At 34.3% G+C, this 26,968-nt stretch carries 23 protein-coding genes; 22 read left to right on the forward strand and 1 reads right to left on the reverse strand.

Going from position 1 to position 26,968, the window contains the following annotated elements:
- The first annotated feature begins 47 nt into the window (after positions 1-47).
- On the forward strand, positions 48-2,432 hold the full coding sequence (locus AC1EU5_RS03120; RefSeq protein ID WP_480190889.1) for a GAF domain-containing protein: 2,385 nt from the start codon (positions 48-50) through the stop codon (positions 2,430-2,432).
- 51 nt (positions 2,433-2,483) lie between these two features.
- Here AC1EU5_RS03120 and AC1EU5_RS03125 read toward each other — a convergent pair whose 3' ends face one another.
- A complete protein-coding gene (locus AC1EU5_RS03125) occupies positions 2,484-3,692 on the reverse strand; it encodes a Pycsar system effector family protein (RefSeq protein ID WP_480190890.1) in 1,209 nt (402 codons plus the stop codon).
- Between the two features lie 301 nt (positions 3,693-3,993).
- Between AC1EU5_RS03125 and AC1EU5_RS03130 the strand changes: the two genes are divergently transcribed.
- The 21 genes from AC1EU5_RS03130 (at position 3,994) to AC1EU5_RS03230 (ending at position 26,925) form a co-directional block, all read left to right on the forward strand.
- On the forward strand, positions 3,994-4,455 hold the full coding sequence (locus AC1EU5_RS03130) for a hypothetical protein (protein ID WP_480190891.1): 462 nt from the start codon (positions 3,994-3,996) through the stop codon (positions 4,453-4,455).
- A 20-nt stretch (positions 4,456-4,475) separates the two neighbouring features.
- On the forward strand, positions 4,476-4,961 hold the full coding sequence (locus tag AC1EU5_RS03135) for a (2Fe-2S)-binding protein (RefSeq protein WP_480190892.1): 486 nt from the start codon (positions 4,476-4,478) through the stop codon (positions 4,959-4,961).
- 3 nt (positions 4,962-4,964) lie between these two features.
- Entirely contained in the window at positions 4,965-7,130 is a 2,166-nt protein-coding gene (locus AC1EU5_RS03140) for a xanthine dehydrogenase family protein molybdopterin-binding subunit (protein WP_480190893.1), read from the forward strand.
- Positions 7,131-7,196: 66 nt separating this feature from the next.
- Entirely contained in the window at positions 7,197-8,207 is a 1,011-nt protein-coding gene (locus tag AC1EU5_RS03145) for an XdhC family protein (protein WP_480190894.1), read from the forward strand.
- Positions 8,197-9,432 carry a class I SAM-dependent rRNA methyltransferase gene (locus AC1EU5_RS03150; RefSeq protein ID WP_480190895.1) on the forward strand — a complete coding sequence of 412 codons (1,236 nt, stop codon included), beginning with the start codon at positions 8,197-8,199 and terminating at the stop codon, positions 9,430-9,432. The genes AC1EU5_RS03145 and AC1EU5_RS03150 overlap by 11 nt, the downstream gene beginning before the upstream one ends.
- Positions 9,433-9,471: 39 nt before the next feature.
- A complete protein-coding gene (locus AC1EU5_RS03155) occupies positions 9,472-10,041 on the forward strand; it encodes a nucleotidyltransferase family protein (protein ID WP_480190896.1) in 570 nt (189 codons plus the stop codon).
- A complete protein-coding gene (locus AC1EU5_RS03160) occupies positions 10,041-10,982 on the forward strand; it encodes an aldo/keto reductase (RefSeq protein WP_480190897.1) in 942 nt (313 codons plus the stop codon). The genes AC1EU5_RS03155 and AC1EU5_RS03160 overlap by 1 nt, the downstream gene beginning before the upstream one ends.
- Positions 10,983-11,005: 23 nt before the next feature.
- Entirely contained in the window at positions 11,006-11,281 is a 276-nt protein-coding gene (locus tag AC1EU5_RS03165) for a hypothetical protein (protein WP_480190898.1), read from the forward strand.
- Between the two features lie 8 nt (positions 11,282-11,289).
- The gene (locus AC1EU5_RS03170; RefSeq protein ID WP_480190899.1) at positions 11,290-11,472 is read left to right on the forward strand and encodes a hypothetical protein; all 183 of its coding nucleotides are present in this window, start codon (positions 11,290-11,292) and stop codon (positions 11,470-11,472) included.
- Positions 11,473-11,508: 36 nt separating this feature from the next.
- Positions 11,509-12,615, forward strand: a complete 1,107-nt coding sequence (locus tag AC1EU5_RS03175; protein ID WP_480190900.1) for an MBL fold metallo-hydrolase — start codon at positions 11,509-11,511, stop codon at positions 12,613-12,615.
- Between the two features lie 203 nt (positions 12,616-12,818).
- Positions 12,819-13,277, forward strand: coding sequence for a peptide-methionine (R)-S-oxide reductase MsrB (gene msrB, locus AC1EU5_RS03180; RefSeq protein ID WP_480190901.1), 459 nt, complete (start codon positions 12,819-12,821; stop codon positions 13,275-13,277).
- A complete protein-coding gene (locus tag AC1EU5_RS03185; protein WP_480190902.1) occupies positions 13,270-13,740 on the forward strand; it encodes a peroxiredoxin family protein in 471 nt (156 codons plus the stop codon). The genes msrB and AC1EU5_RS03185 overlap by 8 nt, the downstream gene beginning before the upstream one ends.
- Positions 13,740-14,000: a glutaredoxin family protein gene (locus tag AC1EU5_RS03190; RefSeq protein ID WP_480190903.1), complete on the forward strand. Its 261-nt coding sequence runs from the start codon at positions 13,740-13,742 to the stop codon at positions 13,998-14,000. Before AC1EU5_RS03185 ends, AC1EU5_RS03190 begins: the two co-directional genes overlap by 1 nt.
- 146 nt (positions 14,001-14,146) lie before the next feature.
- Positions 14,147-17,854 (forward strand): metallophosphoesterase, encoded by a 3,708-nt coding sequence (locus AC1EU5_RS03195; RefSeq protein WP_480190904.1) that lies wholly within the window; start codon positions 14,147-14,149, stop codon positions 17,852-17,854.
- Positions 17,855-17,966: 112 nt separating this feature from the next.
- Positions 17,967-18,980, forward strand: coding sequence for a helix-turn-helix domain-containing protein (locus AC1EU5_RS03200; RefSeq protein ID WP_480190905.1), 1,014 nt, complete (start codon positions 17,967-17,969; stop codon positions 18,978-18,980).
- 244 nt (positions 18,981-19,224) lie between these two features.
- Positions 19,225-20,418, forward strand: coding sequence for a cytochrome-c peroxidase (locus AC1EU5_RS03205; protein WP_480190906.1), 1,194 nt, complete (start codon positions 19,225-19,227; stop codon positions 20,416-20,418).
- Positions 20,419-20,424: 6 nt separating this feature from the next.
- Complete coding sequence (locus AC1EU5_RS03210) at positions 20,425-20,979, forward strand: phosphatase PAP2 family protein (RefSeq protein ID WP_480190907.1); 555 nt, start codon at positions 20,425-20,427, stop codon at positions 20,977-20,979.
- A 36-nt stretch (positions 20,980-21,015) separates the two neighbouring features.
- On the forward strand, positions 21,016-21,801 hold the full coding sequence (locus AC1EU5_RS03215; protein ID WP_480190908.1) for a glycosyltransferase: 786 nt from the start codon (positions 21,016-21,018) through the stop codon (positions 21,799-21,801).
- Positions 21,802-21,886: 85 nt separating this feature from the next.
- The gene (locus AC1EU5_RS03220) at positions 21,887-23,200 is read left to right on the forward strand and encodes an ArnT family glycosyltransferase (RefSeq protein ID WP_480190909.1); all 1,314 of its coding nucleotides are present in this window, start codon (positions 21,887-21,889) and stop codon (positions 23,198-23,200) included.
- Positions 23,201-23,470: 270 nt separating this feature from the next.
- A complete protein-coding gene (locus AC1EU5_RS03225) occupies positions 23,471-25,813 on the forward strand; it encodes a TolC family protein (protein WP_480190910.1) in 2,343 nt (780 codons plus the stop codon).
- Between the two features lie 26 nt (positions 25,814-25,839).
- Positions 25,840-26,925: an efflux RND transporter periplasmic adaptor subunit gene (locus tag AC1EU5_RS03230; protein ID WP_480190911.1), complete on the forward strand. Its 1,086-nt coding sequence runs from the start codon at positions 25,840-25,842 to the stop codon at positions 26,923-26,925.
- Positions 26,926-26,968 lie beyond the last annotated feature (43 nt).

Consider the following 26,968-nt stretch of genomic DNA (forward strand, 5'->3'; position numbering starts at 1 on the left):
GACGAAAGTCAAATATTTAGTAACTTTGTAAGTCAAACTTTTGAGAAATGAAGATAATAGAATCAAATATAACCAAAGATTTAGAGCTTCCTTTACAGTTGTATATAAGCTTTGAGCAGGTATTTGAGTACTATAACAAGTATGCTCAAGATAAAAATCATCCCTATTATAAATCTGCAAAACAGGTTACGGAGCACTTAAGTCAATTTCCAGAACTTATAGAAGGTTTCAAAGATCATTCATTATTGAAAAAATATGAAGATGAAATCGATTTAATGTTAGAAGGGTTATTTCCTGAAATCTTAACTTTTAATGAGATTAAGGCAGCGAGCGTACCTTTTTCATTTACCTCATTTAAGTTTACAAAGCGTTTTGAGAATATACTTGAAAATGCTGGTGATGATTATGATTTTAGAATTAGAAATTTTGAAGAAGATCAAATGTATATCATGGCATGTACAATGATCTTAAATTTCTATTATAAGGAGCAAATAGACTTAAAAAGACCTTTCTTTTTTGATATTCCTGATAAAAAATCAGGAATTATGCGTTATTATCGTGTAGCTTTTAATGGTGATTTTATGAATATCACCAAAACAGATCAAGCACCTGAAATTAATGAGGATGATATAAAGTTATTATTAGATAATTATGATAATATAGATGTATGGAAGGAGAAATTCCCACCAGATAGTTATGTTTTTAATGGTTTTGGACTGATGAATTTATTTGATGTAACACCAGATGAAACGTTGTCATCAATTAAGGAAACACTATTAAGAACAGATAACAATATAATAGCTGACCTTAGACAAAATTTAAGTGAATTTTATAATATTAAGGATTTAATGTTGGGTTACTCAATTTTTGATGCTGTTAACAGTCAATTATGTGAAACCACAACTAAGAAATCTGAAAGTCTGATCTTGAGTGAGGATGCCAAGATTTCGTGTAATGAGAGTTATTTTTGTCAAGGCATTATGGAAATAGTGTTTAAAAAGCATGAGATCATGACTATTTCTGATATTGAGCGTTATGGAGAATGGACAAATCAGAATCCTTTTTATGAGACATTAAAAGCTAAAGGCATTGGGAGTATAATTTTGGTACCTATTAAGGCTACGTCTAACGATGATTTGGCTTTATTAGAAATTGCTTCACCAAGGGCTTATGAATTAAACTCTGTAAATCAGCAAAAGCTTAGAGATATTATTCCTGTATTTAAAACAGCGGTAGAAAGAGCATCTGAAGAACACCAAAATGTATTAGAAGCTACCATACAAGAACACTACACATCTATTCATCCTACGGTGAAGTGGCGTTTTTATGATGCGGCTGAAAAGTATCAAGATGATTTATTAAAGGGTGTTGAGTCTCCTGAAATTGAGGATATTGTCTTTGAAAATGTATATCCGTTATATGGGCAAAGTGATATAAAAGGTTCTTCTATAGCTAGAAATTTGGCTATACAAGAAGATTTAACAACGCAGCTAAAGTTAGCTATTAATGTGCTGAAGAATGCTCGTAAAAAGACAGATTTACCAATTTATGATGAGCTTAGTTTTAGAATAAAAGGATATTTAGAACATACAGAAGCTGGATTGAAGGCAGGTGATGAAGTGGCCATTCTAGATTTCTTGAAAAGAGATATTTACCCGGTTTTTAATCATATTAATGCCACTGACCCTGTATTGGGGTCTTTAGTGAAAGAATATTTAAATAGACTCGATCCTGAGTTACATGTTATATATGAAAAGAGAAAAGCTTATGAAAAGAGTGTTACCTGTTTAAATACCAAGTTGGCAAACTATCTTGATAAAAAACAAGACGAAGCGCAAGCCATGTTTCCACATTATTTTGAGCGTTATAAAACTGATGGTGTTGAGTACAACATGTATATAGGACAGTCACTTGTAAAGCATGAAAAGTTTGATGATTTGTTCTTGTACAATTTGCGCTTATGGCAATTGCAGAACATGTATGAAATGGAGCAGGTTGCACATCAAGCGCGCAAAGAAATGGAACACGACCTACAAGTTGCTTCTTTGATATTGATTCATAGCAACCCGCTGTCTATCAAGTTTAGAATGGATGAAAAGCAATTTGATGTTGATGGAGCCTATAATATCCGTTATGAGATCATTAAAAAACGTATTGATAAAGCGCATATCAAAGGAACCAATGAAAGATTAACCGTTCCTGGTAAAATATCTATTGTTTATTCAAGAGGTCAAGATGCTCGTGAGTACATAAAGTATATTAAATATTTGCAGTCTAAAAACTATTTAGGCAAATTAGAATATTTAGAATTGGAAGATCTTCAAGGTGTTTCCGGTTTGCGTGCTTTACGTGTTGAAGTTATTTATAAAGATGATTTCAATGAAAAATCGTCAATCACCATTGATGAATTAATGGAAGATATAAAAGCTTAAATTTCTTATAAAATAAAATAAAATAAAAAGGTCTCAAATGGAGGCCTTTTTTTATGCTGCAGGTGGAATCTCTTGCATTTGAAATGAAACAGCAAAAGCAATGACACTCACTACAATTCCTATGATAAAAACAGTATAGGTTGTGCGTAAGAGATTATACTTTCTATTCAGTACAAGCCCCAAAAAATAAAGGTCTTTAGTAAGTGAGCTGTACAGATAGTCACGGTCTTTCATCATTTCTTCCATAGCCCATTCAAAGTCATCTAATTTCATTTGATGGAAATTTCCGAAGAATAAAAGATTCACCTTTTTATTATTAACATCTTCTTTAGTGAATTTTCCTTTGGTAACATTAGGGCGTGTTGCCAAAACTGACAATACTATTGACGCTACTGTAAATGCTACAAAAATGATGGTTGGCAAAATTAAATATTGATTAGAAGGATTGTCAAGCTTTGAAAGTAGATTTGATAAAACTAATGATATAATAATTGCATTAACTGAGAGTAAAATGTTTGCTTTAGTATCAGCAATATCACTTAACGTAATGTGATTTCTCAATGCCACACGAAACATAGTTTCTATGCCACGTTCCGGTAACTCAATTTTACTTTTCTTAAAAGCTAATTCCTCCTTCTTTTGTTTGAGTTTACTATTCTCTTGTTTTAATTTTTTCTGAGACTTTAACAACTGCGCAAGGTTCTTGCCTTTTTGCTTATCCCAAGTTGTTGAAGCAATATCTGAGTAAAAACGATGTTTATTGGTCATAAAATCTATATTCTCTTCTAGCCATTCTACTTCAGAAAGCTTCCTTTCCTTGGTTAATTCCCATTCCTTTCTAAGTAATTCTGTTAGTTCAATAAAACTCTTACTACCTATATGAGAGCAGTCAGCATCACAGATGATCTTTTCTGGTTCTGTTTTTGGCAGAGCCCCCATTTTGGTAGCTAAGATGAGATTAGCTACATTTTTTATAGTTGCTTCTGGTGCATTCTGTTCCTGTAAAAATTTAGTGGCAATTTCAGCACCTTTCTTTTCATGTTCGTCTATTTGCTCTGTATATCCTGTATCGTGAAACCAAGCAGCTAAAATAAGTTCATTGGCTTCTTCACCATTTATTTGAGCCGCTTCAATTAGTTCTTGTGTTTTTTCAACTACACGCAGTGTATGTGCTAGATTGTGGTAAACAAAAGACTTGTCAAGATTGTCATTTAAATGATTGATAACATATTTTTTAGATGCAGCTATCAAATTTTCCATAAGGTCATTGTATTTGGATGATAAAGATAAAAATTATGCGCTATTTAGTTTTTAAATAGTTTGATGATAAAATAGTAACTTTATAGACGGAATATATTCAAAACCTTAATTTAATTTTTTTCCTAGTATGATTTTTAAGAAGCGTATAAAGAAAAGCATCTACTCACTTTTGTTTTTTTTCCTGTTCGTGATAAGTGTCGTTTTTGCTTTTAGTTACCCAAATCGATCGGCTGACAATTATATCGCTATAGAAAAAAATAAAAACTTCATAAATCAAAACAATGAAAATTTTGATAAGATAATGAATGTATTAACACATCAAAGGTGTATGAATTGCCACCCAAATGATAATGTGCCAAAACAAGGGGAAGACAGGCATCCACACTATTTTGGCATGCAACGAGGTAAGACCGATCATGGTTTTGAAGCTACTAAGTGTAATACATGTCATCAATCTGAAAATAATCAGTACTCCGGAGTGCCCGGTGCACCACATTGGGGTTTGGCACCCGCTACTATGGGATGGCAAGGTCTCACCAAAAAACAAATAGCCGAATCATTGCTTGATAGAACCAAAAATGGAAATCGTACTTATGAAGACTTAATCCATCATATGACTGAAGATAAATTGGTGTTATGGGCTTGGCAACCTGGCATTAATGCAGAAGGTAATCCTCGATCAATACCACCAGTTTCTAGGGAAGAGTTTGCTGCCGCAATAAAAGAGTGGTTTGCAAAAGGTGCTGTTATCCCAGAAAATTAACTTTATAAAACTTTAAATAAATGAAAGTATCCTTTCAGATTAATAACCAACAGCAAACCATAGATATTGAGGATCAAAATACCCCATTACTCTGGGTAGTGAGAGATATCTTAAACCTTAAAGGAACAAAGTTTGGCTGTGGTAAAGCCGCCTGTGGTGCTTGTACTTTACATGTTGACGGCCAAGCGGTGCGTTCATGTTCATTTCCTGTGCATTTAGCGGAAGGAAAAAAAATAACGACTATAGAAGGTTTAGGGACCCCTGAAAATCCGCATCCGGTGCAACAGGCATGGATAGAAGAGATTGTACCCCAATGTGGTTATTGCCAACCTGGATTTATGATGGCAACTGCTGCTTTATTAGAAGAGATTCCGAATCCTACAGATGATGATATTGATAAGAATATTATCAATGTATGCCGTTGTGCAACCTATTATAGAATGCGCAAGGCCATTCACAGAGCAGCGGAATTAAAAAATGAATCATCAAATCCTGTAAATTCTTAAGCCATGAGTGAAAAAACAAAAAAGAAGATTTCTCGCCGTAAATTCTTGGTGCGAGGTGGTTTAGGTACACTTGGAGTTCTAGCTGTTGGAACCTATTTGTTTAGAGGAAGTATTCGCAGAGGTATGGCAGGATTCGCAAATACGGCGGAGCCTCCTTATATGGGAAATACAAAGACCCCTATTATTTGGTTTGAGATCAATAAAGACAATACTGTCACTCTATACAGCCCTAAAGTAGAAATGGGTCAGGGTACTTTTACCGGGTTAGCTCAAATGACTGCTGATGAATTAGAAGTTTCTATGCAGCAAATAAGTGTATTGAATGCACCAACCATTTCCGGTAATATAGATGGTTTTGCTACAGGAGGTAGTACTTCTATTTCAAGTCTTTGGAATCCATTGCGAGAGTTGGCAGCTACCATGCGTGAAATGCTAAAAAATAAAGCAGCAGAAAAATTGGGTGTAGCCGTAGCTGATTTAAATGTTCAAGATGGAGTTATTTCTGGTGGAGGAAAAACGATAACCTATGCTGAGGTGGTTGATGGTGTTACTGAATGGGATGTACCCGATACACCTGAGTTAAAAGATGTAAAGTCCTACAAGTTTGTTGGAAAACCGGTACCAAGAGTTGATTTAAATGCAAAAGTTTTTGGCGACCCTATTTTTGGTATGGATGTATCTATGCCAGATATGTTATACGGTTCTGTGCTACGACCCACGCATATCGGTGCCAAATTTGTGGATGCCGATGTGTCAGAAGCAGAAAAAATGCCAGGTGTTGTTAAGGTAGTTAAGGAAAAAGATTTTGTAGGTGTAGTTGCTGAAACTTTTCAGCAAGCAGAAAATGCAAAACATGCGATTAAAGCGACATGGAATAATGAGAAAAATTGGCAAAGCTCAGAAATAGAAGCAATGATTAAAGTAGGTGAAGGAACACCTATTGAAATCCAAAAACAAGGAAGCGCAAAGAAAATGGTGGAAGGAGATGATGTAATTGTAGTTGAATATAAAAGCCCTATTGGTGCACATGCTCAGATAGAACCCAATGGAGCAGTGGCTTTTGTTGAAGATGATAAGGTTACAGTAAGTATGTCTACTCAGGTGGTAAAAATTACTAGAGATGAAATTGCAGACAGAATAGGTGTAGCTAAAGATAAAGTGAATTTAATTCCTACTTTTTTAGGTGGCGGTTTTGGTCGACGTTTGCACACACCTAATGGAATGCAGGCAGCCGTTTTATCTAAGGCTGTGGGTAAACCAGTTAAGTGTTTTTTGACTAGAAAAGAAGAGTTTCAACATGATACCTTTCGTCCACCTACTCATCACGTATTGAAGGCGAAGTTAAAAGAAGATGGAATGATTGAAGCTATGGAGCATAATGTATCAAGTGGAGATGTAGCTTTTGGTTCACCTATGGTTCCCGGTTTTGCGCCCTTTGTCATGGGGGCGGATTTAGGTGCTTGGCGCGGAGGTATGATCAATTATTCATCAATTCCAAACTATCGGGCTGTATCATGGCGTGTAAAACTACCTTTTGCCACCAGTTGGTGGCGTAGCCTAGGCTTACTGGCCAATACGTTTGCTATTGAAAGTTTTATGGATGAGCTGGCCGTTAAATCGGGTAAAGCCCCGGTACAATATAGATTAGATCAAATAGGCGAGGACGAACGAGGTAGACGATTAAAAGAAGTGATCAAGGCTGCGGCTGAAAAAGCAGGATATTCTGATAAAATAGAAAATGGAAGAGCTATGGGTTTTGCCTGTTCAGTAGATGCCAATACGCCTTGTGCACAAGTTGCAGAAGTTTCTATAGAAAATAATGAGATAAAAGTACATAAAGTAACGTGCGCAATGGATCCCGGTATTGTTGTGAATCCTGATCAGGTACGTGCGCAATGTGAAGGTGCCATTATTATGGGAATGAGTGCTTCAATGTATGAACAAATGCAAGTAGAAGATGGGCAGTTACGACCCATAATATATGGTCCGTATCAGATGGCATTAATGAAACATGCCCCTAAAGAGATTGATGTAATTTTATTACAAGGAATTGATGCTCCGGGTGCAGTAGGTGAGCCGCCATTAGGCCCTATAGGTGCTGCCGTTGCGAATGCGGTATATAGACTAACGGGAAAAAGGCTTCGTACTATGCCTTTACAATTATCATAAATTTACGTTAACGCAATAAAATTAGGTGAAGTTTCCTATGATTTTACCTAATTTTATTTTTTAGGAATGACACACGAATTTAAAGAAATAGTAGATCAGACACTGGTTAATCAGCAAAGAGGAGTTAAATCTGTATTAGCTACAGTGGTGTATTTAGAGGGTTCTTCTTATAGAAAACCAGGTGTTCGTATGTTAATTGATGAACAAGGAGGTATGACTGGAGCTGTAAGTGGAGGTTGTGTTGAGAAAGAAGTGTTTAGAAGGGCGAAATCAGTTTTTGAAGATGGAAAGACAAAAGTTATGGCGTATGATGGTCGTTATCGTTTAGGTTGTGAAGGAACACTTTATATTATGATTGAATCTTTTACCGTTTCAGAGGACTTTGCTAAGGCTTTTTATGAAAATTTAGAAAATAGAAATGAGTTTAAAATTGATTCTTATTTTCAAAAAGGAGATGAAGTTTTTGGCGAATTCGGTTCTATAGTGCAGTTTAAAAATGGGAAATCCTTCAACTTCGGTAAGGAAGTTGATAAAATGGTGAATGTATTTTCACAACAGCTACAACCGCTGTTTAGATTACTTATTATTGGTGGCGAACATGATGCAGTTGAGCTATGTAAAATGGCATCACTTTTAGGTTGGCAAGTAGATGTGATTACTTCTATGAATGATCCAAAACAACTAATAGATTTTCCAGGTGCGCATTCAGTAATTGGGCAGTCACCAGAAACGATTGTTTTTGATGATTTGACGAAAAATATGGCCATAGTAATTATGAATCATAGTTATGTGCAAGATTTGCGTTATGTGGTAAAACTTAATACGTGTAAAGTAAAGTATATTGGTATTTTAGGTGCTGCCAAACGTAGAGAGCGTTTGTTCAATGAATTATTTGATTTTGTCCCCGATGTTTCTGAAGAATTTTTAGATTTAATTTACACGCCAGCGGGCCTTAATATTGGTGCGGAGACTCCAGAAGAAATTGCTTTGTCTATTTTAGCTGAAATCCAAATGGTGATTAAAGAAAAAGAAGCTTTTTCACTTCGAAAAGTTACGGGTAGAATTAATGTTCAATAATACCTTTTTCTATAATAGCACAAATGATTTTAAACCACAAAGGTTAGCCGTAAAGTTAACTGCAAAAGGGGAAAAAAGTGTCTTCCAAAATCATCCTTGGATATTTAGTGATAGTATTGAAAAAGTTAACAAGAAGGCAAACTCTGGTAACATTGCTATTATTTTTAGTAAGAAGAAAAATACTGTTATTGGTATCGGATTGTATGATGCCCAATCACCAATTCGTATTAAAATGATTCACTTTGGAAGCAGCACTACAATAAATGAAGCATTTTTTAATTCCAAAATAAAACAAGCTTACAATAAGAGAATACCTCTGTTACAATCTAATACGAACGGCTGCCGTCTTCTTTTTGGTGAGAACGATGGTTTTCCTGGATTGATTGCAGATATGTATGCCAAGGTGCTCGTGGTAAAATTGTATTCTGAAATATGGCTGCCGTATTTACAAACTATTATAAAAGCATTAGTACAGATTTCAGAAGTAGAGATTGTAGTTATGCGTTTGAGTAGAAATTTGCAAAAATCTAAGTCTGTTCAATTACAGGATGGTGAGGTTATTTATGGAGAATTAACAAACGAAGTAGTTCACTTTGTAGAACATGACGTGCAATTTTCAGCAAATGTTGTGAAGGGTCATAAAACAGGATTTTTTTTAGATCACCGTCATAATCGCAAAAAAGTTGGGAAATTAAGCCAAGGAAAGACTGTGTTAGATGTATTTGCTTATGCAGGAGGGTTTTCAATTCATGCATTAACCAATGGTGCAAAATCGGTTACCAGTTTGGATATCAGTGACCATGCATTGAAAATTGCTAGGCAGAATGCAAATCTGAACAAATTTTCAGGAACACATCATGTTATAGTTGGAGATGCTTTTGTAGAACTTCAGAAGTTAATAGATGCTAAAACAACATTTGATGTAGTGATTATTGATCCGCCTAGTTTTGCAAAGCAACAATTCGAGATTATAGTTGCTAAAAAAAAATACCGCCAATTAGCAGAATTAGGGATACGACTTACTTCAAAAAATGGACTTTTAGTACTAGCAAGTTGTAGTTCCCGTATTTTAGCAGAAGATTTTTTTGAGATTAATTATGGTACATTGAAAAACTCTAAACGAACATTTAAAACCGAATTAAAAACAACACATGATATAGATCACCAGGTAGGTTTTAAGGAAGGGGCCTATTTAAAATGTGGATATTATAGATTTTTAAATTGATTATATTGTTGTGAAAGGCCTGCCAAAATCTAGTTATTTATGAAGATAACCATTCTTATTTTAGCTGCAGGAACGTCTTCCCGAATGGGAAAGCCAAAACAATTACTTTCGTATAAACATACCACTTTATTAGGCTGGGCCATTGAACAAGCACAAAATTCAAATGCTGATCAGGTTATGTGTATATTAGGTGCGAATGCCGAAAATATACAACCAACAATAAAAAAATACCACGTGAAGACAATCCTAAATACCAAATTTCAAGAAGGCTTAAGTTCAAGCATTGTATGCGGAGTTAAAGAATTGAAAAATAAAGATGCAGTGCTTATTATGCTTGCAGACCAACCTAATGTTACAACAAGCTATTTAAATCAACTTTTAGAAATATCTTCAAAAAGCCCTAAAAAGATTATTGCTTCTAGTTATGGGAAATCGGTAGGCGTCCCCACCTTATTTCCTAAACAATATTATGCTGAATTAACAAAATTGAAAGGTGATAAAGGCGCAAAAAGTTTTCTAAATAATCATGTTTCTGATATTGTTAAAGTAAACGGTGTTGAGCTAATAGACATTGATCTTCCTGAGGATTATAATAAATTGAAGCACTAATGAATTTAGCTTTAGGAACAGCGGCATTAGGGAGGCCACTCTATATAAATATCAGGCAAGCCCAGCCAACATTTAATATGGAAAGCTTCAGAAAAAATGGCTTGTCAGTCTTAGATGAAGCATATCTGTTAGGAATTCGCCATTTTGATACTGCTCCCGGTTATGGATTGGCAGAAGAATTGTTAATTGAGTGGTTACAAACTAAAGATGATAATACAATAACAGTCTCTACAAAATGGGGATATACCTACGTTGCTAATTTTAATCCAAATGCAAAGACTCATGAGGTTAAAGAACATAGTTTATCAAAACTGAATGAACAATGGCAAGCTTCAAAGGCTTTATTGCCCTATTTATCTATATATCAAATTCATTCTGCAACTTTAGAAACTGGCGTATTAAAAGATAAGGTTATTTTAGAGCAGCTGGCATTTTTGAAGGATGAATATGCTATAAAAATTGGCATCAGCACAACAGGTGCTGATCAGGTAGAGGTGATTAAAACAGCTTTAGATATTGAGGTAGATGGTGATCAGTTGTTTGACAGTTTTCAGTGTACCTTTAATATGTTAGATCAAAGTATCGGTGAGGTGATGAAGGAACTAAAAGATCAGCAAAAAGTATTGTTGGCGAAAGAAGCTTTGGCCAATGGCAGATTATTTCCAAACTCAAATTTCAAACAGTATCAATCACTGTATAAGGAGTTAAACTTTTTAACGTCTAAATACAATGTAGGCATTGATGCCATTGCATTACAATATTGTTATGCAAAATTAAATGCAGATTGGGTACTAAGCGGAGCTGCTAATACTATGCATTTAGGCCAAAACCTGAAGGCAGATAAATTTGAGTTGAATGAACAAGAATTAGTTCGTTTGGATAGATTTAGAGTTGATCCTTCCATATATTGGCAAGAGCGCAAACAATTGCAATGGAATTAATTATATATTAAAACGAATAGATTATGAATCTTATAGATAGTTTAAAATCGTATTTTTTAAAGAAAACCAACAATGAATCTGCTGGAGATGCACCTGAAGGTTTGTGCCCTAATTGCTGGGGAAAACAGGAGTGGGAAGGCGAATTTTACAAAAAGATAAAAGCCAATAACATCACACCAGAAAATCACACGTATACTAGTTTTGTGCATGAAGTTGCTGAAAAGCTAGATAAGATTACATTGAAGGAAGATATTTTGATTTGCGAGACTTGCAAGGTATCGTATAAAAAGAATGCCTAAAACAAAAGATGTATCCTTATCACAATAAAATAAAACAACGTATTAATAATGGAGAGTTTGTACGATATGAATACGTTGCAAAATACAAGCAAATAGCTCCTTGTTTATTGTTGTATTTCAATACAGAACCTTATATCCGCCCCATAAGGGAACACAGGTTTGAAGAATATGAGGAGATTTTAAAAAAATAAAACGTTATTAGAAAAATTAAAAAATTATTAAAGCGTATGCTATTGTCTACAATTGCATTCATTGCCATATTGATTATTGCCTATATACTGTTTATCAATTTTTATCCTTCTTTTGGAGGTGATGTTTCTAAAGAAAGAAAAGAGCAATACAAAACATCAAAACAATTTAATAACGGTGTGTTTGCTAATGTAAAGGATGTGCCTAAAGACCCTAATTTTTCAGAAATTTTGACGATGTCTAGAAAATTTTTCTTTCAAAAAGTTGAGAATGGTAGACCAAAAAATGATCTAAAATCTGAAAAAATAGATTCAATAAATATTGATGGTTATGAAGGTGGTACGCGCCTCATTTGGTTTGGACACTCTACTTTTTTAGTGCAAATAAAAGGTAAGAATATTTTGATAGACCCTATGTTTGGTGATGTTCCGGCGCCCCATCCCTGGCTAGGAGCAGGTAGATTTAGTAAGGAATTACCCATTCAAATTGAAAAACTCCCAAAAATTGATGCGGTTCTCATTTCTCATGATCATTATGATCACTTAGATTACAGTTCTATTAAGAAACTGAAGAATAAAGTAGAACGATTTTATGTGCCACTAGGGGTGGGTGTTCATTTGCAGGCTTGGGATATTCCTTCTGAGCGTATTAATGAATTAGATTGGTGGCAAGAAATACGATTTAAAGATTTGGAATTTGTATGCACACCAGCACAACACTTTTCTGGACGAAAATTTGACAATCGTCAAAGTACCTTATGGGCTTCTTGGGTCATTAAATCACAAAAAGAACGCATTTTCTTTAGTGGAGATAGTGGCTATGCTCCTCATTTTAAAGAGATAGGCGAAAAATACGGTCCCTTTGATTTTGCTATGCTAGAATGTGGTCAATACAACAAAATGTGGCCAGATGTACATATGTTTCCTGAAGAAACAGCGCAAGCCGGACTAGATGTAAAAGCCAAAGCTATTATGCCTATCCACTGGGGCGCATTTAAACTGGCACTACATTCATGGACAGACCCTGTAGAGCGCGTAACTAATAAAGCAGCAGAATTAGAAATTCCGTTAATAATACCAAAAATTGGAGAGTCTATTCTTATAGATAATCTATCCATTAATCATAATCGATGGTGGTTGAATTAATTAGGGTTTGCCCTTAAAACTGTAAGTTTTAAGGATTGTTTCGACTAAAATTATGTTGAAAAAAGCATATTTATTAACTAGAAAAGAAACCGACTTGCTTAAACTAAATGCTTGTTTAATCAATTGCATTTAGTTTTGCAACAAAGGTTCTTTCTGGCCAATAACAATTATTATTAATTTACAGAAAGAAAGGAACCAAATGTATGCTAACTTGGAAAGAAGTTATCAACTTTTCCGTAAAGGGAAACCCAACTCCAGACAGGCGAGTTGAAAAATCAGAAAAAGAATGGAAAGCTCAATTAACTCCCGAGCAATTTAGAATCACAAGACTAAAAGGAACAGAAAGACCGCATAGCGGAGCTTTATGCAGTATTTATGATGCTGGCAAATACAATTGTGTGTGTTGTAATACGCCTTTGTTTGATTCTACCATTAAATTTAGTTCAGGAACGGGTTGGCCTAGCTTTACACAACCTATTAAAGAAAATGCCATTAAGTATGAAAAAGATATTTCATTTGGTATGATTAGAGTGGAGGTTATGTGTAACACCTGCGATGCACATTTAGGGCATGTATTTCCTGATGGGCCAGAACCAAGTGGATTGCGTTACTGTATTAATTCAGAATCTATGACCTTAGAACAGGAGAATGCTAATGGATAATATAAGAGCTAAGGAATTTAATGTAAAACATTGGGTTGATGCTTATGGAAATAAGATTGAATCTATAAAATTATCAGATTTTAAAGGTAAGTTTAAAGTGTTGTATTGTTTTCAAAGTTGGTGCCCGGGCTGTCATAGCAGAGGATTGCCAGCATTACAAAAAATGGTAGATGCTTTAAAAGAGAATGATAAGGTCATTTATTTAGCTGTTCAGACAGTTTTTGAAGGATTTGAAGCAAATACGTATGACAAAATGCTTGAAACTCAAAAGCAATATGAGCTTAAAATTCCATTTGGACATGATGCAGGTGATGATGATAAGTCAACATCTAACATTATGAGAAATTACCAAACAGGCGGAACGCCATGGTTTATCTTTGTTGATCAACATGATAATGTGGTATTTGCAGATTTTCATTTAAACGAAGATGCCGCAATAGAATTTTTAAAGACCATTAAGTAGTGGGAAAGCTTCCAGTCATAAAGTTATATGGAGCTGCTAGGTGCCATAAAACGAACCACTACAGGTCGTTTTTAGATCAGGCACAATTACCCTATACTTTTTTTGATGTAGAAGAGAATGAGGACCACGCAGAAGAATTGCGTGGTCTTTATGAAAATAGAAAATTGAATTTTCCAACAATTATGATTGGTAAAAAGAAATTGAGAAATCCATCTGATAAAGATTTGAATAAATGGATTAGGAAATTTTATGATACATAGGGTTTCCTTTAATTTAAAAATTCTTGAATTAGTTCAATAGATATAAAGACTACTGTAGTTATTTTTGATATTCAATTCTAAACACTAAACTTTAAATAAGTTTTTTGTATTTTAACTTTTCGTTTATGCTAAACCTCAAATCTGTCATGAGATATAAATACTCCTTCATTTTTCTTGCTATTTTATTTATAATTAGTTCTTGTGCTACCTATGAAAGTCATATAAAGAAAGGCGTTGTTCAACAGACGAAGCCAAGTAAAGAAATCAAGCATACCTTTTATTTTATAGGCGATGCTGGAAATTCTGAGCAAGGCCAAACTTCAGCCGTTTTAAAGGCTTTTAAAATTGAATTAGATAGGGCTTCAGAAAATAGTACCGCCATTTTTCTTGGTGATAATATTTATCAAGATGGCTTGCCTAAAAAAGGAAGTGAAGATTATTCATTAGCCGAACATCGTTTAAAAGTACAGACAGAGGCTGTTAAAGATTTTAAAGGGAAAACGGTTTTTATTCCGGGAAATCACGATTGGTATTCGGGGATAAAAGGATTGAAACGGCAGGAAAAATTTGTTGAAGATGCACTTGGTAAGGATAGTTTTTTGCCTGAAGATGGTTGCCCTATTGATAAGATCCATATTTCAAATGACATAGAACTAATTTTAATAGATAGTCATTGGTTTATTACTAACTGGAATAAAGAACCGACCATTAATGATGATTGTGATATAAAAACGCGTACAGCTTTTTTTAATGAATTCAGTAGTTTAATTAAAAAGGCAAGAACAAAAACTACCATTGTAGCATTACACCATCCTATGTATACCAATGGTGCACATGGAGGTCAATATACATTTGGTAGTCACTTAACCCCGGTTCCTGTACTCGGAACTTTAAAAAATGTTATTCGTAAAACCAGCGGGGTTAGCCATGCTGATTTACAACACTCACGTTATAATGAGTTGAAAAGAAGGTTAGTTACCTTAGCGCAAGCCAATAAGAAAGTCATTTTTGTATCGGGTCATGAACACAATTTACAATATCTTATTGAAGATAATCTACATCAAATTGTAAGTGGGTCAGGTTCAAAAGTGAAAGCCGCTAGAAATGTAGGGGGAGGTCAGTTTGCTTACGCTACTCCTGGTTATGCAAAGCTAGTTGTCTTTAAAGATGGCTCTTCGCATGTTTCCTTTTATTCTTCTGAGGATAAAAAGATTGTTTTTGAAAATCAGATATTTCCACCCAATCAAAAAAAAGAATTCAATACCTACCCTAAGAGTTTTCCGGCAAGCAAATCTGCATCCGTTTATACAGATGAAGAGACAAAAGCCGGAGGTTTTAAAAAATTCATTTGGGGTGATCGCTATAGAAAATATTATAGTACTAAGGTAAATGTACCAACAGTAAATTTAGATACGCTCTTTGGCGGATTATCACCCGTACGAAAAGGAGGTGGGAATCAATCAAAATCACTGCGTCTTAAAGATAAAAATGGAGCTCAGTATGTAATGAGAGCTTTGCGAAAACAAGCAACGCAGTACATGCAGGCAACCGTATTTAAGGATCAATATATTGAAGGGCAGTTTGATAATACGGCAGCTGAAAAAATACTGTTAGACGTCTTTGCAGGTTCACACCCTTATGCTCCATTTGTGATTGGTGATCTATCAGATGCAGTAAATGTTTATCACACAAAACCTGTTTTATATTTTGTGCCTAAGCAAAATGCTTTAGGTCATTTTAATTCTGAATTTGGAAATGAATTGTATATGATTGAAGAGCATACTTCAGAAGGACATAGTGATAAATCTTATTTTGGTTTTCAGGACAAATTATTGAGTACTGATGATATGATGAAAAAGTTGCATAAGGATGAAGATATTACCATTGATGAAGAATCATACATCAGAGCACGTTTGTTTGATATGTTGATTGGTGATTGGGATCGTCATCAGGATCAATGGCGATGGATTCAATTTAAAGAAGATGACAAAAAAGTATTTCGCCCTATGCCTCGTGATCGCGACCAAGCATTTTCTATAATGGCGGATGGCTTCTTATTAGGTGCAGCAGTTAAACTAATACCAACAGCACGACTCCTTCGCAAGTATTCTGATGATCTGGTAGATGTAAAGGGAGTAAATGTAGAACCGTACCCTCTAGATATGGAATTAATTACACATTCTGGTAAGGACGTATGGGATGCACAAGTAAAGGCTATTCAATCTGGTATTACCGATGAGGTTATAGAAAAAGCCTTTTTAAATTTCCCTGAGGAAGTAAGAGGTGCAGCCGTTGATGAGATCAAACGCACGTTGAAAGCACGTAGAGGAAATTTGCAGAAAATATCTGATCGTTATTTTGATTTAGTGAATCGTTTTGCGGTCATCAAAGGAACTAATAAGGATGACTGGTTTGATATTGAGCGCTTGCCTAATGGAAAGACAAAGATAATGGCGTACAGAATTAAAGGAGGTGAGAAAGCAGATAAATTTCATGAGCGTACTTATAATCATGATCAAACAAAAGAGATTTGGATCTATGGTTTAGATGATGATGATGTATTTCATGCTTTTGGTGGTGATTCAGATAGAGAAATTAAAGTTCGATTGATAGGGGGACAAAACAACGATACCTATAACATTCAAAAAGGAAAACGAATAACTTTTTATGATTACAAATCAAAAAAGAATACTATAAAAACCAATAAGGGCCATAAAAAGTTCTCAGATAACTATGCTACAAATGTGTATGATTATAAAAAGCTACGAAATAATATTACTCAAATTGTACCTAGTATAGGAGCCAATCCTGATGACGGATTTAGAATTGGAGCGTCAGCTACCATCACCAACTTTGGTTTTGAACGTAATCCGTTTTCGGCCAGACATAGTTTGTCAGCGGCCTATTATTTTGCTACCAGTGGATACGACCTAAACTATAGCGGTGAGTTTGCCAATTTATTTCAAAATGTAAATTTTGGAATTGATTTGCATTTTAATAGCCCTAATTATGCTACCAATTTCTTTGGATTTGGAAATAGCACTACAAACTTAGAAGCAGATGATGATGATGGGTTTGATGCTGATTTAGACTTCAATCGTGTAAAAATTAGAACATTTAAAGCAATGCCTTCATTAATTTGGCGAGGGCAGCAAGGTGCTAGTTTTAAGGTAGGTGCTTTCTATGAAAGTAATGAAGTTGAACGCACAGCAGGTCGGTTTTTAGAAGCAACTACTTTTCCTGATAATGCTGTATTTGATAAGCAGGATTTTTATGGAGTTGATGCCAAATATCATTTTGAAAACAAGGATAATGCTTCGTTTCCTACACTTGGTTTTCAAGTAGCATTACAGGCAGGTTATAAGAACAATGTAAGTACTGAAAAAGGGTTTGGCTATATTATCCCAGAGTTGGGTTTTGACTATAAACTGATACCAAGTGGTCAACTGGTATTAGCAACAAATCTTAGAGGTCATTTTAATCTAGGTGATGATTTTGAGTTTTACCAAGCAGCCAATTTAGGAGCTAGCAATGGACTCAGAGGTTATAGAAACCAACGTTTTTCAGGTAAGTCAGCTTTTGTACAAAGTACAGATATTCGCTGGGTGTTTAATAATATGAAAACGAGTGTAATGCCAATTAGATTGGGTATTTATGGAGGTTTTGATTATGGTAGGGTTTGGATAGATGATGAATTTGTTGATTTTCCAAGTACAAACAATCAAGATGATTTGAATACCTCTTTTGGAGGAGGTTTCTTTATCAATATGGCGAAGATGATGACCCTAAATGTATCTGCATTTAATAGTGATGATAATCTACGATTGGCATTTAGATTAGGGTTTGGGTTTTAGCTGGCTAGTGCTAAGGGGTTTAATTTATAATGAAAGGCTGTACCATTTATTTATAAAAATCTTAATAGTATCAATGATTTAGCATTAGTTTCGTTTTTCTATTTTTGCTGCAATGCTAAAAACCATCCAAATAATAGCCTTATTACAAGGCATCTTTTTACTATTCATTTTATTTCAGCGTAGAAGTGAATATAAAAAGGTGAATTTTTGGTTATTGTTGGGGTGTATTGTATCTGTTATATTATACGCCATTGGTGATGACGATTATAATTTATTTGTCAATGACTCTGACTGGTTTTTATTTCATGACACCTTAATTATTACATTCTTCTTTTTATTTGTTCGCTACTATAAGTCTGATAAAGAAGTGTTTAACAAAAGAGATCTATGGTTTTTTACCCCTTATATATTTACTATTATTTTCAAGGCTATAGACAGCTACAGCTCAGTAGAAAGAGATTTAACTCTAAAAATAGCTCATGAAACAATAGAGCTAACTTTTCTGGGAATGCTATTATATGCTATTTATGATATTATAAAAAATAAAAAGGAAAAATGGTTATTGGTTTTTATAATTCCGCTTACAATCATTTTTACGATAGATGAACTTACTTTTTTCTTGACTGGTTCTAATGATACACCTTATTTTTTAGATAGTTATGGTATAATACTAGCAACAATTTTTCTATTTTATTACGTTTTGTACAAGTTAATTATTGCTCCGAAAGATGTGCTGCCAAAATCTGATGATTCTAAATACAAAACATCCAGTTTAGATATAAAAAATATTGAAGCGTATAAATCAGAATTAAATCATTTAATGACTGAAGAAAAACTATTTAAAGATAGTAAGCTTACCGTTAACGAAGTTGCTAACCATTTAAATATACCTAGGCAGCATTTATCTGAAGTTTTAAATATTCATATGAAAACGGGATTTCAAGACTTATTGAATCAATATCGTGTAGAAGAATTTATCACCTGTTTGCAAAATGAAACGTATAAAAATTATACGCTTTTAGGCATCGCCAATGAAGTTGGTTTTAGCTCAAAATCATCTTTTAATACTACCTTTAAAAAGTTAAAAGGAATGACCCCAAGTCAATATAAAAAACAGCTGGTTTAATTCATTTTCCTTACCTTTTCATAAATTCATTTTTTTCATCAAAAATAGACTCAAACGTTCAAAATACGTATTCTGAACCTTGAGAGATATGATTTAACATTTTATTTAAAATATTGATAATCAGTTATTAAAATTCTATTTTCTTCAAATGAGTACAGTGAACGTATTCTGAACCTACTTCATTTTTAAACGGCTTATAACCACCCTACTTTTGGCTTGAAATTAATTTTTTAAGTGTTCTGAAATGGAGAAATACAAGTCATATATTACACCAAAGAATCTTTTGATTTTCAATCTGATTTTGATCCTTCTTTTTTTTCTTTTGGGTTGTGTCGCCGAGGATGACGAAGCTTTTTTTAATCCCGTAATGGACATAGAAAATATCATTTCACCACTACCAGAATATACTCCTGTACCAGTGACTAATGAAATGACTGATGAAAAAATAAATTTAGGAAAACAATTGTTTTGGGATCCTATTTTATCTGGTAATATGGATGTAGCCTGTGCTACATGTCATCATCCCGATAAAGGTTATGCAGATGCTTTAGATTTATCAATAGGTGTTGATGGTATTGGATTAGGAGAACAGCGAACAGGAACAATACTAGCTAAACGAAATGCACATACTATTATTAATACTGCCTTTAATGGTATTACTGTAGATGATGATGTTGAACCGCTTCAAGCACCCATGTTTTGGGATAATAGGGCTTTGAGTTTGGAAGAGCAGGCATTACTTCCAATACTTTCAAAAGAAGAGATGAAAGGCGATGAAATACCAGAGAACGAGATTTATGGAATTGTTATAAACCGTTTAGATGCTATTCCTCTCTATAAACAGGCATTTCAAAATGCTTTTGGAACGGATGAGATTACTACAGACAGAATTGCCAAGGCCATAGCATCATTTGAAAGAACCCTTGTGTCTTCAAACAGTCCTTTTGACAGATATATGCGAGGTGATGCATCAGCAATGACACAACAAGAAATTAATGGTATGAATGCCTTTGTAAACGTAGGTTGTGCAGAATGCCACAGCGGACCAATGTTTTCTGATTATCAATTGCACGTTTTGGGTATACCTGATAATCCAAAGTTATCTGAAACAGATGCCGGTGAAGGAACGTATGCTTTTAGAACTCCCACATTAAGGAATCTGTCATTAACGGCACCTTACATGCATAATGGAATGCATACTTCACTCTTAGAAGTCATGGATTTTTATGAGGAGGTTTCAGAAGGCGATACTAATATCATCAATACTAACTTAACCATCAATGAGATTGACCCGTTGGCTAGAGAGTTAGATATGGATGATGACGTAACAGGTGCGATTATAGCTTTTATAGAAGCACTTAATGATTCTGATTTCGATAAAACTATTCCAAATGCCGTAGCTAGTGGTTTACCAGTAGGTGGGAACATTAATAACTAGAAGAGCATGAGAAAATTTATTGCCGTAGTTATTATTTCAAGTAGTTTTTTAGTTCAGGCACAACAACCTTTAAACTTTTCCCAAAAAGCTCATGAAACGGCAGGTGATATCCTCTTATTTTCAATGCCAGCGTTGGCTTTAGGTTCTACATTTGTTTGGCAAGATGGCGAAAATAGTACCTACCAATTCTCAAAATCATTAGCTGGTACTATAGCATTATCGTATGCATTAAAATTTACCATAAATAAAGAGCGCCCAAATGGGGAGAACAATAACAGCTTTCCTTCAGCACATACTTCAGTAGCATTTGCCAGTGCGGCTTTTATTCAAAAAAGGTATGGCTGGGAATATGGAATTCCCGCTTACCTCTTGGCAGGGTATGTTGGTTATTCTCGTATAGAAGCAAACAAACATGACGGTTGGGATGTGTTGGCGGGAGCAGCCATTGGTGTTGGTATGAGTTACTTATTTACGAAACGCTACGATAAGGAAAAGAAATTTAGAATTTCTTCTGGTTTTGTAAAGAATACCCCTACAGTTGGATTCGTATATAGATTTTGATGCCTATGAAGAACAACTACTTAAAAATTAATAAATATGAATACTTCTTTTGAATTAGTAATAGTTATTCCAACGTATAATGAAGAAAAGAGAATATCTCTTAATAAATACTTCAATTTTTTAAAAGAACATAAAGATGTTATGCTGTGCTTTGTGAATGACGGTTCTACAGACCATACAGGAAAATTATTACATAATATTAAGCTATCTGCTTATAATAATGTGAAGATTTTAGAACATGTTAAGAACAGAGGAAAAGCAGCAGCTGTACTTTCAGGTTTTTTATATAGCAGTTCTAATATTCAATATAAGAAAATAGCTTACCTAGATGCTGATTTGTCTACATCTTTAGAAACATGTTATGCATTAAGTCAACATATAAATAAACAAACGGAATTTGTATTTGGATCTCGTATCAGGAAACTCGACTCTTTTATAAAAAGAAAACCCTATAGATTTTATGTAGGGAGGGCTATTGCAACACTTATTTCCAATCAATTAAAGTTAAATGTTTATGATACGCAATGTGGCTGTAAAATATTCTCACCGCAATTAGCACAAAAAGTTATGACAGATACTTTTGTATCTACTTGGTTATTTGATGTAGAAATCTTTCATCGTATACAAAATCTGTATGGTAAACGAGAGTTAATTAGAACTTCACAAGAAGTACCACTGCGATCCTGGATAGACAAGAATCATTCAAAGGTGAGTTTCACTTATTTTTTTAGAATGTGGTTTGAGTTGATAATGATTCAAAGAAAATATAAAACAAGAAGGATTTATGAATCGCAAGTGGTTTTAAGTGATGCAATTGCATAATACATATAAGCCATTGAATTGGATTTTTGTTGTTATTGTGATGCTACTTGTTTTTAGATTGTTTCTAAACCATAGCATTCCCTTAATGGACAAAACCGAAGCTCGCTATGCAGAAATAGCGAGACTTATGGTAGAGACTAATGACTGGGTGGTTCCGCAAATAGATTATGGAGTACCCTTTTGGGCCAAACCACCATTGTCTACTTGGTTTTCAGCACTTAGTTTTAAATGGTTTGGAATTAGTGAGTTTTCTGCTAGGTTGCCCTATTTCTTACTGTCATTCATCTTGGTATTAATGTTGGGTAAATATGCCAAAAGAGATGGATTATCCTTTTGGTTACCAGCACTAATATTGTTTACAATACCACAATTCTTTTTACATGCAGGTGTGGTGTCAACAGACACAGCATTGGCATTTAGTGTTGCGCTAGTGATGCTTTCTTTTTGGGAAACTATGAATGGCAATAAGCATTGGTATTGGAAATATCTCTTTTTTGTTGGTATAGGTCTTGGCTTATTGGCTAAAGGCCCCATCATATTAATACTAACCCTTCCACCTCTTTTTGTGTGGGTTTGGTTGCAAAAATCCTTTAAAAGGGTTTGGTTACTATTCCCATGGATAATGGGTGCACTTATCACATTAACTATAGCAGCGCCTTGGTATTATTTAGCAGAAAAACAGTCACCTGGTTTTATAGATTATTTTATTGTTGGTGAGCATTTCAAACGTTTTTTTGATTCGAGTTGGGCGGGTGATAAATACGGATTTCCAAAATCACAACCACTTGGAATGATCTGGTTGTTTTTGTTACTGTTTGTATTACCATGGATTCAGGTCTTAATAGTACAGAATGTCAAAAACAGAAAATTGATTCTTAAGAATAGATGGTTAAGTTTTTTAATGCTATGGTTGTTATGGACACCACTATTTTTTACCGTTTCTAAAAGCTTGATACATCCTTACATAATGCCAGTTATGGTTCCTGTTGCTTTGCTTGTAGTTTACTGGTGGAAGGAATTAAAGTATAAAAGAAGTATTTTGAAGTTTGCTCTCTCCATACCTCTTCTTGCTTTCACTTTGTTTGTATATGCTGAGAGAACCAATAAAGTAATATTCTATGCTAATTCAGATAAATTTTTTATTGAATATATTCAAACCAAAAATATACCTATTTATCATTTTATTAAGAAGAGTTATTCAGGACAGTTTTATTCTACAGGAAAGTTGAAGGCAATTAAATTCAATAAAATGCAAGAGTATATGTCTGATAGGAATTCATTTGCAGTTTTAATCAAACATAGAGATACTTTAAAAATTCCGGTTGCAGCTCTTGAAAAATTAAAACCTATGGCAGCTAACAATAAAAAAACACTCTATATTTTTAATAGAAGGCAATAGATTGATGTCAATATGTAACAATTTCTAAAGATTCACTTAGTCCAATATTTAATGATCTGTTTATAAAAATAGGTAGAGAAAAACACTTCTTAAACCAATGGTCTTAATTGTTGTGGGATGACAGGTTGGAAAATTTTTTATACAGCATTTTGTTTTGAGTGTTAATTTAAAGTTATTTCGAAATCTGCATTGCGGCTTATTTCATATCTATATATGCAGTCATTACCTGAATCTTTTTTTTGTACATTTATGACATTAACTCAAACAAAAATGAAAAAACAACTCCTCACTTTAGTTTTCTTGTGTGTTTCAATTATAATTTTCGCTCAAAAAAAAAACTATAATATTGGAATCCTTGTAGATCACACAACTGAAGAGTTACAACCTATTTTACTGCAATTACAAAACCAAATTAAAGCCGTAGTAGGTGAGGACGCAACTATTGTTTTTCCTGATGGAAATATCTTAGTCAATAATTACGATTTGCAGAAAGCTGAGCAGAACTATCAGCAACTGTTAAATAATGAAACAGATATTATTTTAGCATTTGGTGTAGTAAATAATAGGGTAGTAAATAACCAAGCAGCACATAAAAAACCTACTATTTTGTTTGGTGCAGTCAATAAGGATTTTAATGGCATAGATTTAACCAAGAAGACCTCTGGTATTGAAAATTTCACCTACTTAATTGAATCGGAATCCTTTTTAGATGATTTCAAAACCTTTAAAGAACTAACCGAATTTAAAACAGTGGGTATTGCTATAGAAAAACCATTAGTTGATCTATTGCCACTTAAAGAAACCTTTGATAAAGAATTCAAAGAGTTGGAGGCTAATTATAAGCTAATTCCTTTTAATACAGCTATAGATATTACCTCAAATTTAGAGGGCATAGACGCTGTGTATATGGCAGGAGGTTTCTTTTTAAAAGATGAGGAAATAAAACAATTAGCCAATGCATTTATTGAAAAGCAATTACCGTCATTTACTAGTTTAGGAGTTGACCAAGTACAAATGGGTTTAATGGCTACCAACCAATCTAATGAAAATTTTGATCAGTTTATGCGTCGTATATCATTATCGGTCGAAGGGTATATTAACGGTACACCTTTATCAGAAATGCCGGTTTATATTGAATACAGCCCTAGATTGACTATGAATTATAATACCGCTGAACAGGTAAATGTGCCTATTAAATATAGTTTGATTGCTGATACTGATTTTGTCGGAGAAATGAAAAATGCCTTGTCAAAGAAAACCTATACTCTTTTAGATGTTATAGACGGTGTTTTAAATGGAAACTTATCACTGCAATCACAACAAAAAGATGTTGAGCTTAGCACGCAAGATGTAAAAATTGCTAAAAGTAATTATTTACCAAGTTTGACAGCATCTGGAACAGGAACATATGTAGATCCTGATGCTGCTGAAATTAGTAATGGTCAAAGCCCTGAATTTTCTACTGCAGGAAATATTACATTGCAGCAAACTCTATTTTCTGAAGCTGCCAATGCCAATATCACCATCCAAAAAAAATTACAACAAGCGCAGCAAGAAAATTTTAACGCTGCTGAATTAGATATTATTTTCAATGCTACTAACGCGTATTTTAATGTATTGATCTTAAAGGCAAATGCGCAAATTCAATTACGAAATTTAGATTTAACAAAGCGCAACTTGCAAATAGCCGAGCAGAATTTTGAAGCTGGTGAATCAGGAAAATCAGATATGCTTCGTTTTCGCAGTCAAATGGCGCAAAATACACAAGCTATGGTAGAAGCCGTCAATCAGCTGGAACAGAGTTTTATTGCCTTGAATCAGCTGTTGAATAATCCGGTGGAAACGGAAATTGATGTGGAAGATGTTGAATTAAACGAAGGGGTGTTTAAAGATTATAACTATGACCAATTGGCTAATTTATTAGATGACCCAAGGTCTAGAGAACCTTTTATTGCTTTTTTGATTGAAGAAGCTATGAATAATGCACCTGAATTAAAATCCCTTGGTTATAACCTTGAAGCAGTTGAACGTAACTTAAGGTTAAACTCAGGTGGACGCTTTCTGCCAACGGTTGCCTTGCAAGGACAATACAATAGAACATTTAATAGAAGTGGTGCAGGAAGTACAGCACCTCCAGGATTTTCATTGTTAGATGATAATTACAATGTAGGAGTAAACGTTTCAATTCCTATTTTAAATCAAAATCAAACTAATATCAATCGTCAAACAGCCATTATTCAAAAAGATCAGTTGAACATTAATAAAGAAAATACCGAGTTAAGTATTGCGGGTAATATGAGAACTGCTGTCTTGAATGTTGTCAACCAAATGTCAAATATTGAATTGTCAAAAGTGTCTGAAGAAACGGCAAAAGAAGCTTTAGAGCTTACGCAAGCATCTTATGCAAGTGGGGCAGTAAATATTATTCAATTAATAGATGCACAGAATAATTATTTAAATGCACAATTAGCGAGAACCAATGCGGTCTATAATTTTTTAATTAATAGTTTGCAACTAGAACGCTTTTTGGGGTATTACTTTTTATTAAATACCAAAGAAGCTAATGATACATTCACACAACGATTTTTAGAGTTTTTAAATAGAAGAAATTAAGCTAACCAAAAGATAAAACTATCAAAATGAAAACAGGCATAAATTTTTTAAGTATAGCTGTTCTAACAGGATTATTGTTTTCCTGTTCCGAAGAAAAAAAAGAAGCCGAAAAATTTGTACGTCCGGTTAAGTATGAGGAAGTGGGTTATTTAGGTGGTGAAAAGATCAGAACATTTAGTGGTACTGCTCAGACCGATAAGATCATTAACCTAAGTTTTCGTAATTCAGGAATCATAACCTTGTATGATGTTAAACTGGGGCAAAAAGTAAAGAAAGGACAATTGCTGGCAAAATTAGACAATGTGCAGTCTAGGTTGACCTACGAACAGGCGGTTACACAGTTGAACAGTGCTGCATCACAAATGAATACAGCTAAGTTGAGTTTAAATCGTGTGCGTTCTTTGTATGAAAAAGGGAGTACTTCTTTGAGTGATTTTGAGTCAGCTAAAAATGCCTATAAAACGGCACAAGAGAGCTATCAATCTGCAAAGCGAGGTGTTGATATTCAACAAGAACAGATTCGATACGGTTATTTATATGCACCAGAAGATGGTCTTATTGCTGCGGTAACTTCTGAAATTGATGAAAATGTAAGCCCTGGTCAAGCGGTGGCCACCTTAAATGCAGGTACTGATATGGAAATTACCCTAGGAATTCCAGAAAGTGTCATCAACGGTGTAAAAACGGATATGACTGTAGACGTTGATTTTTCTTCGTTGCCCGGTAAAAAGTTTAAAGCAAAAGTTACTGAAGTTGCCCCTGCCGTTGATTCAAATACGGCCACGTATCCGGTTAGAGTAACGGTGACAGACCCTAGTGATGAAATAAAAAGTGGTATGGCTGCTAATGTAACCTTCGATTTTGGAGATCATAAAAATGACAATACCATTTTAGTAGTGCCAGCAAATGCAGTTGGTGAGGATAGTAATGGACAATTTGTATTCTTAATTGAAGGAGAGGGTGAAGCTGCTAAAGTGAAAAAGCAACAAATAGCAATTGGTAATTTAACAGCTGAAGGATTTGAAGTAACGTCGGGTTTATCAATAGGACAAAAGATTGCAACGGCAGGCTTACAGACACTTTTGGATGGGCAGGAGGTGAGGTTGAATTAGTTTTAAACGAAAATTCAATTATAAAGAATTCCTCTCCTAACAA

It is taken from the genome of Maritimimonas sp. 2405UD52-3, assembly GCF_056591715.1.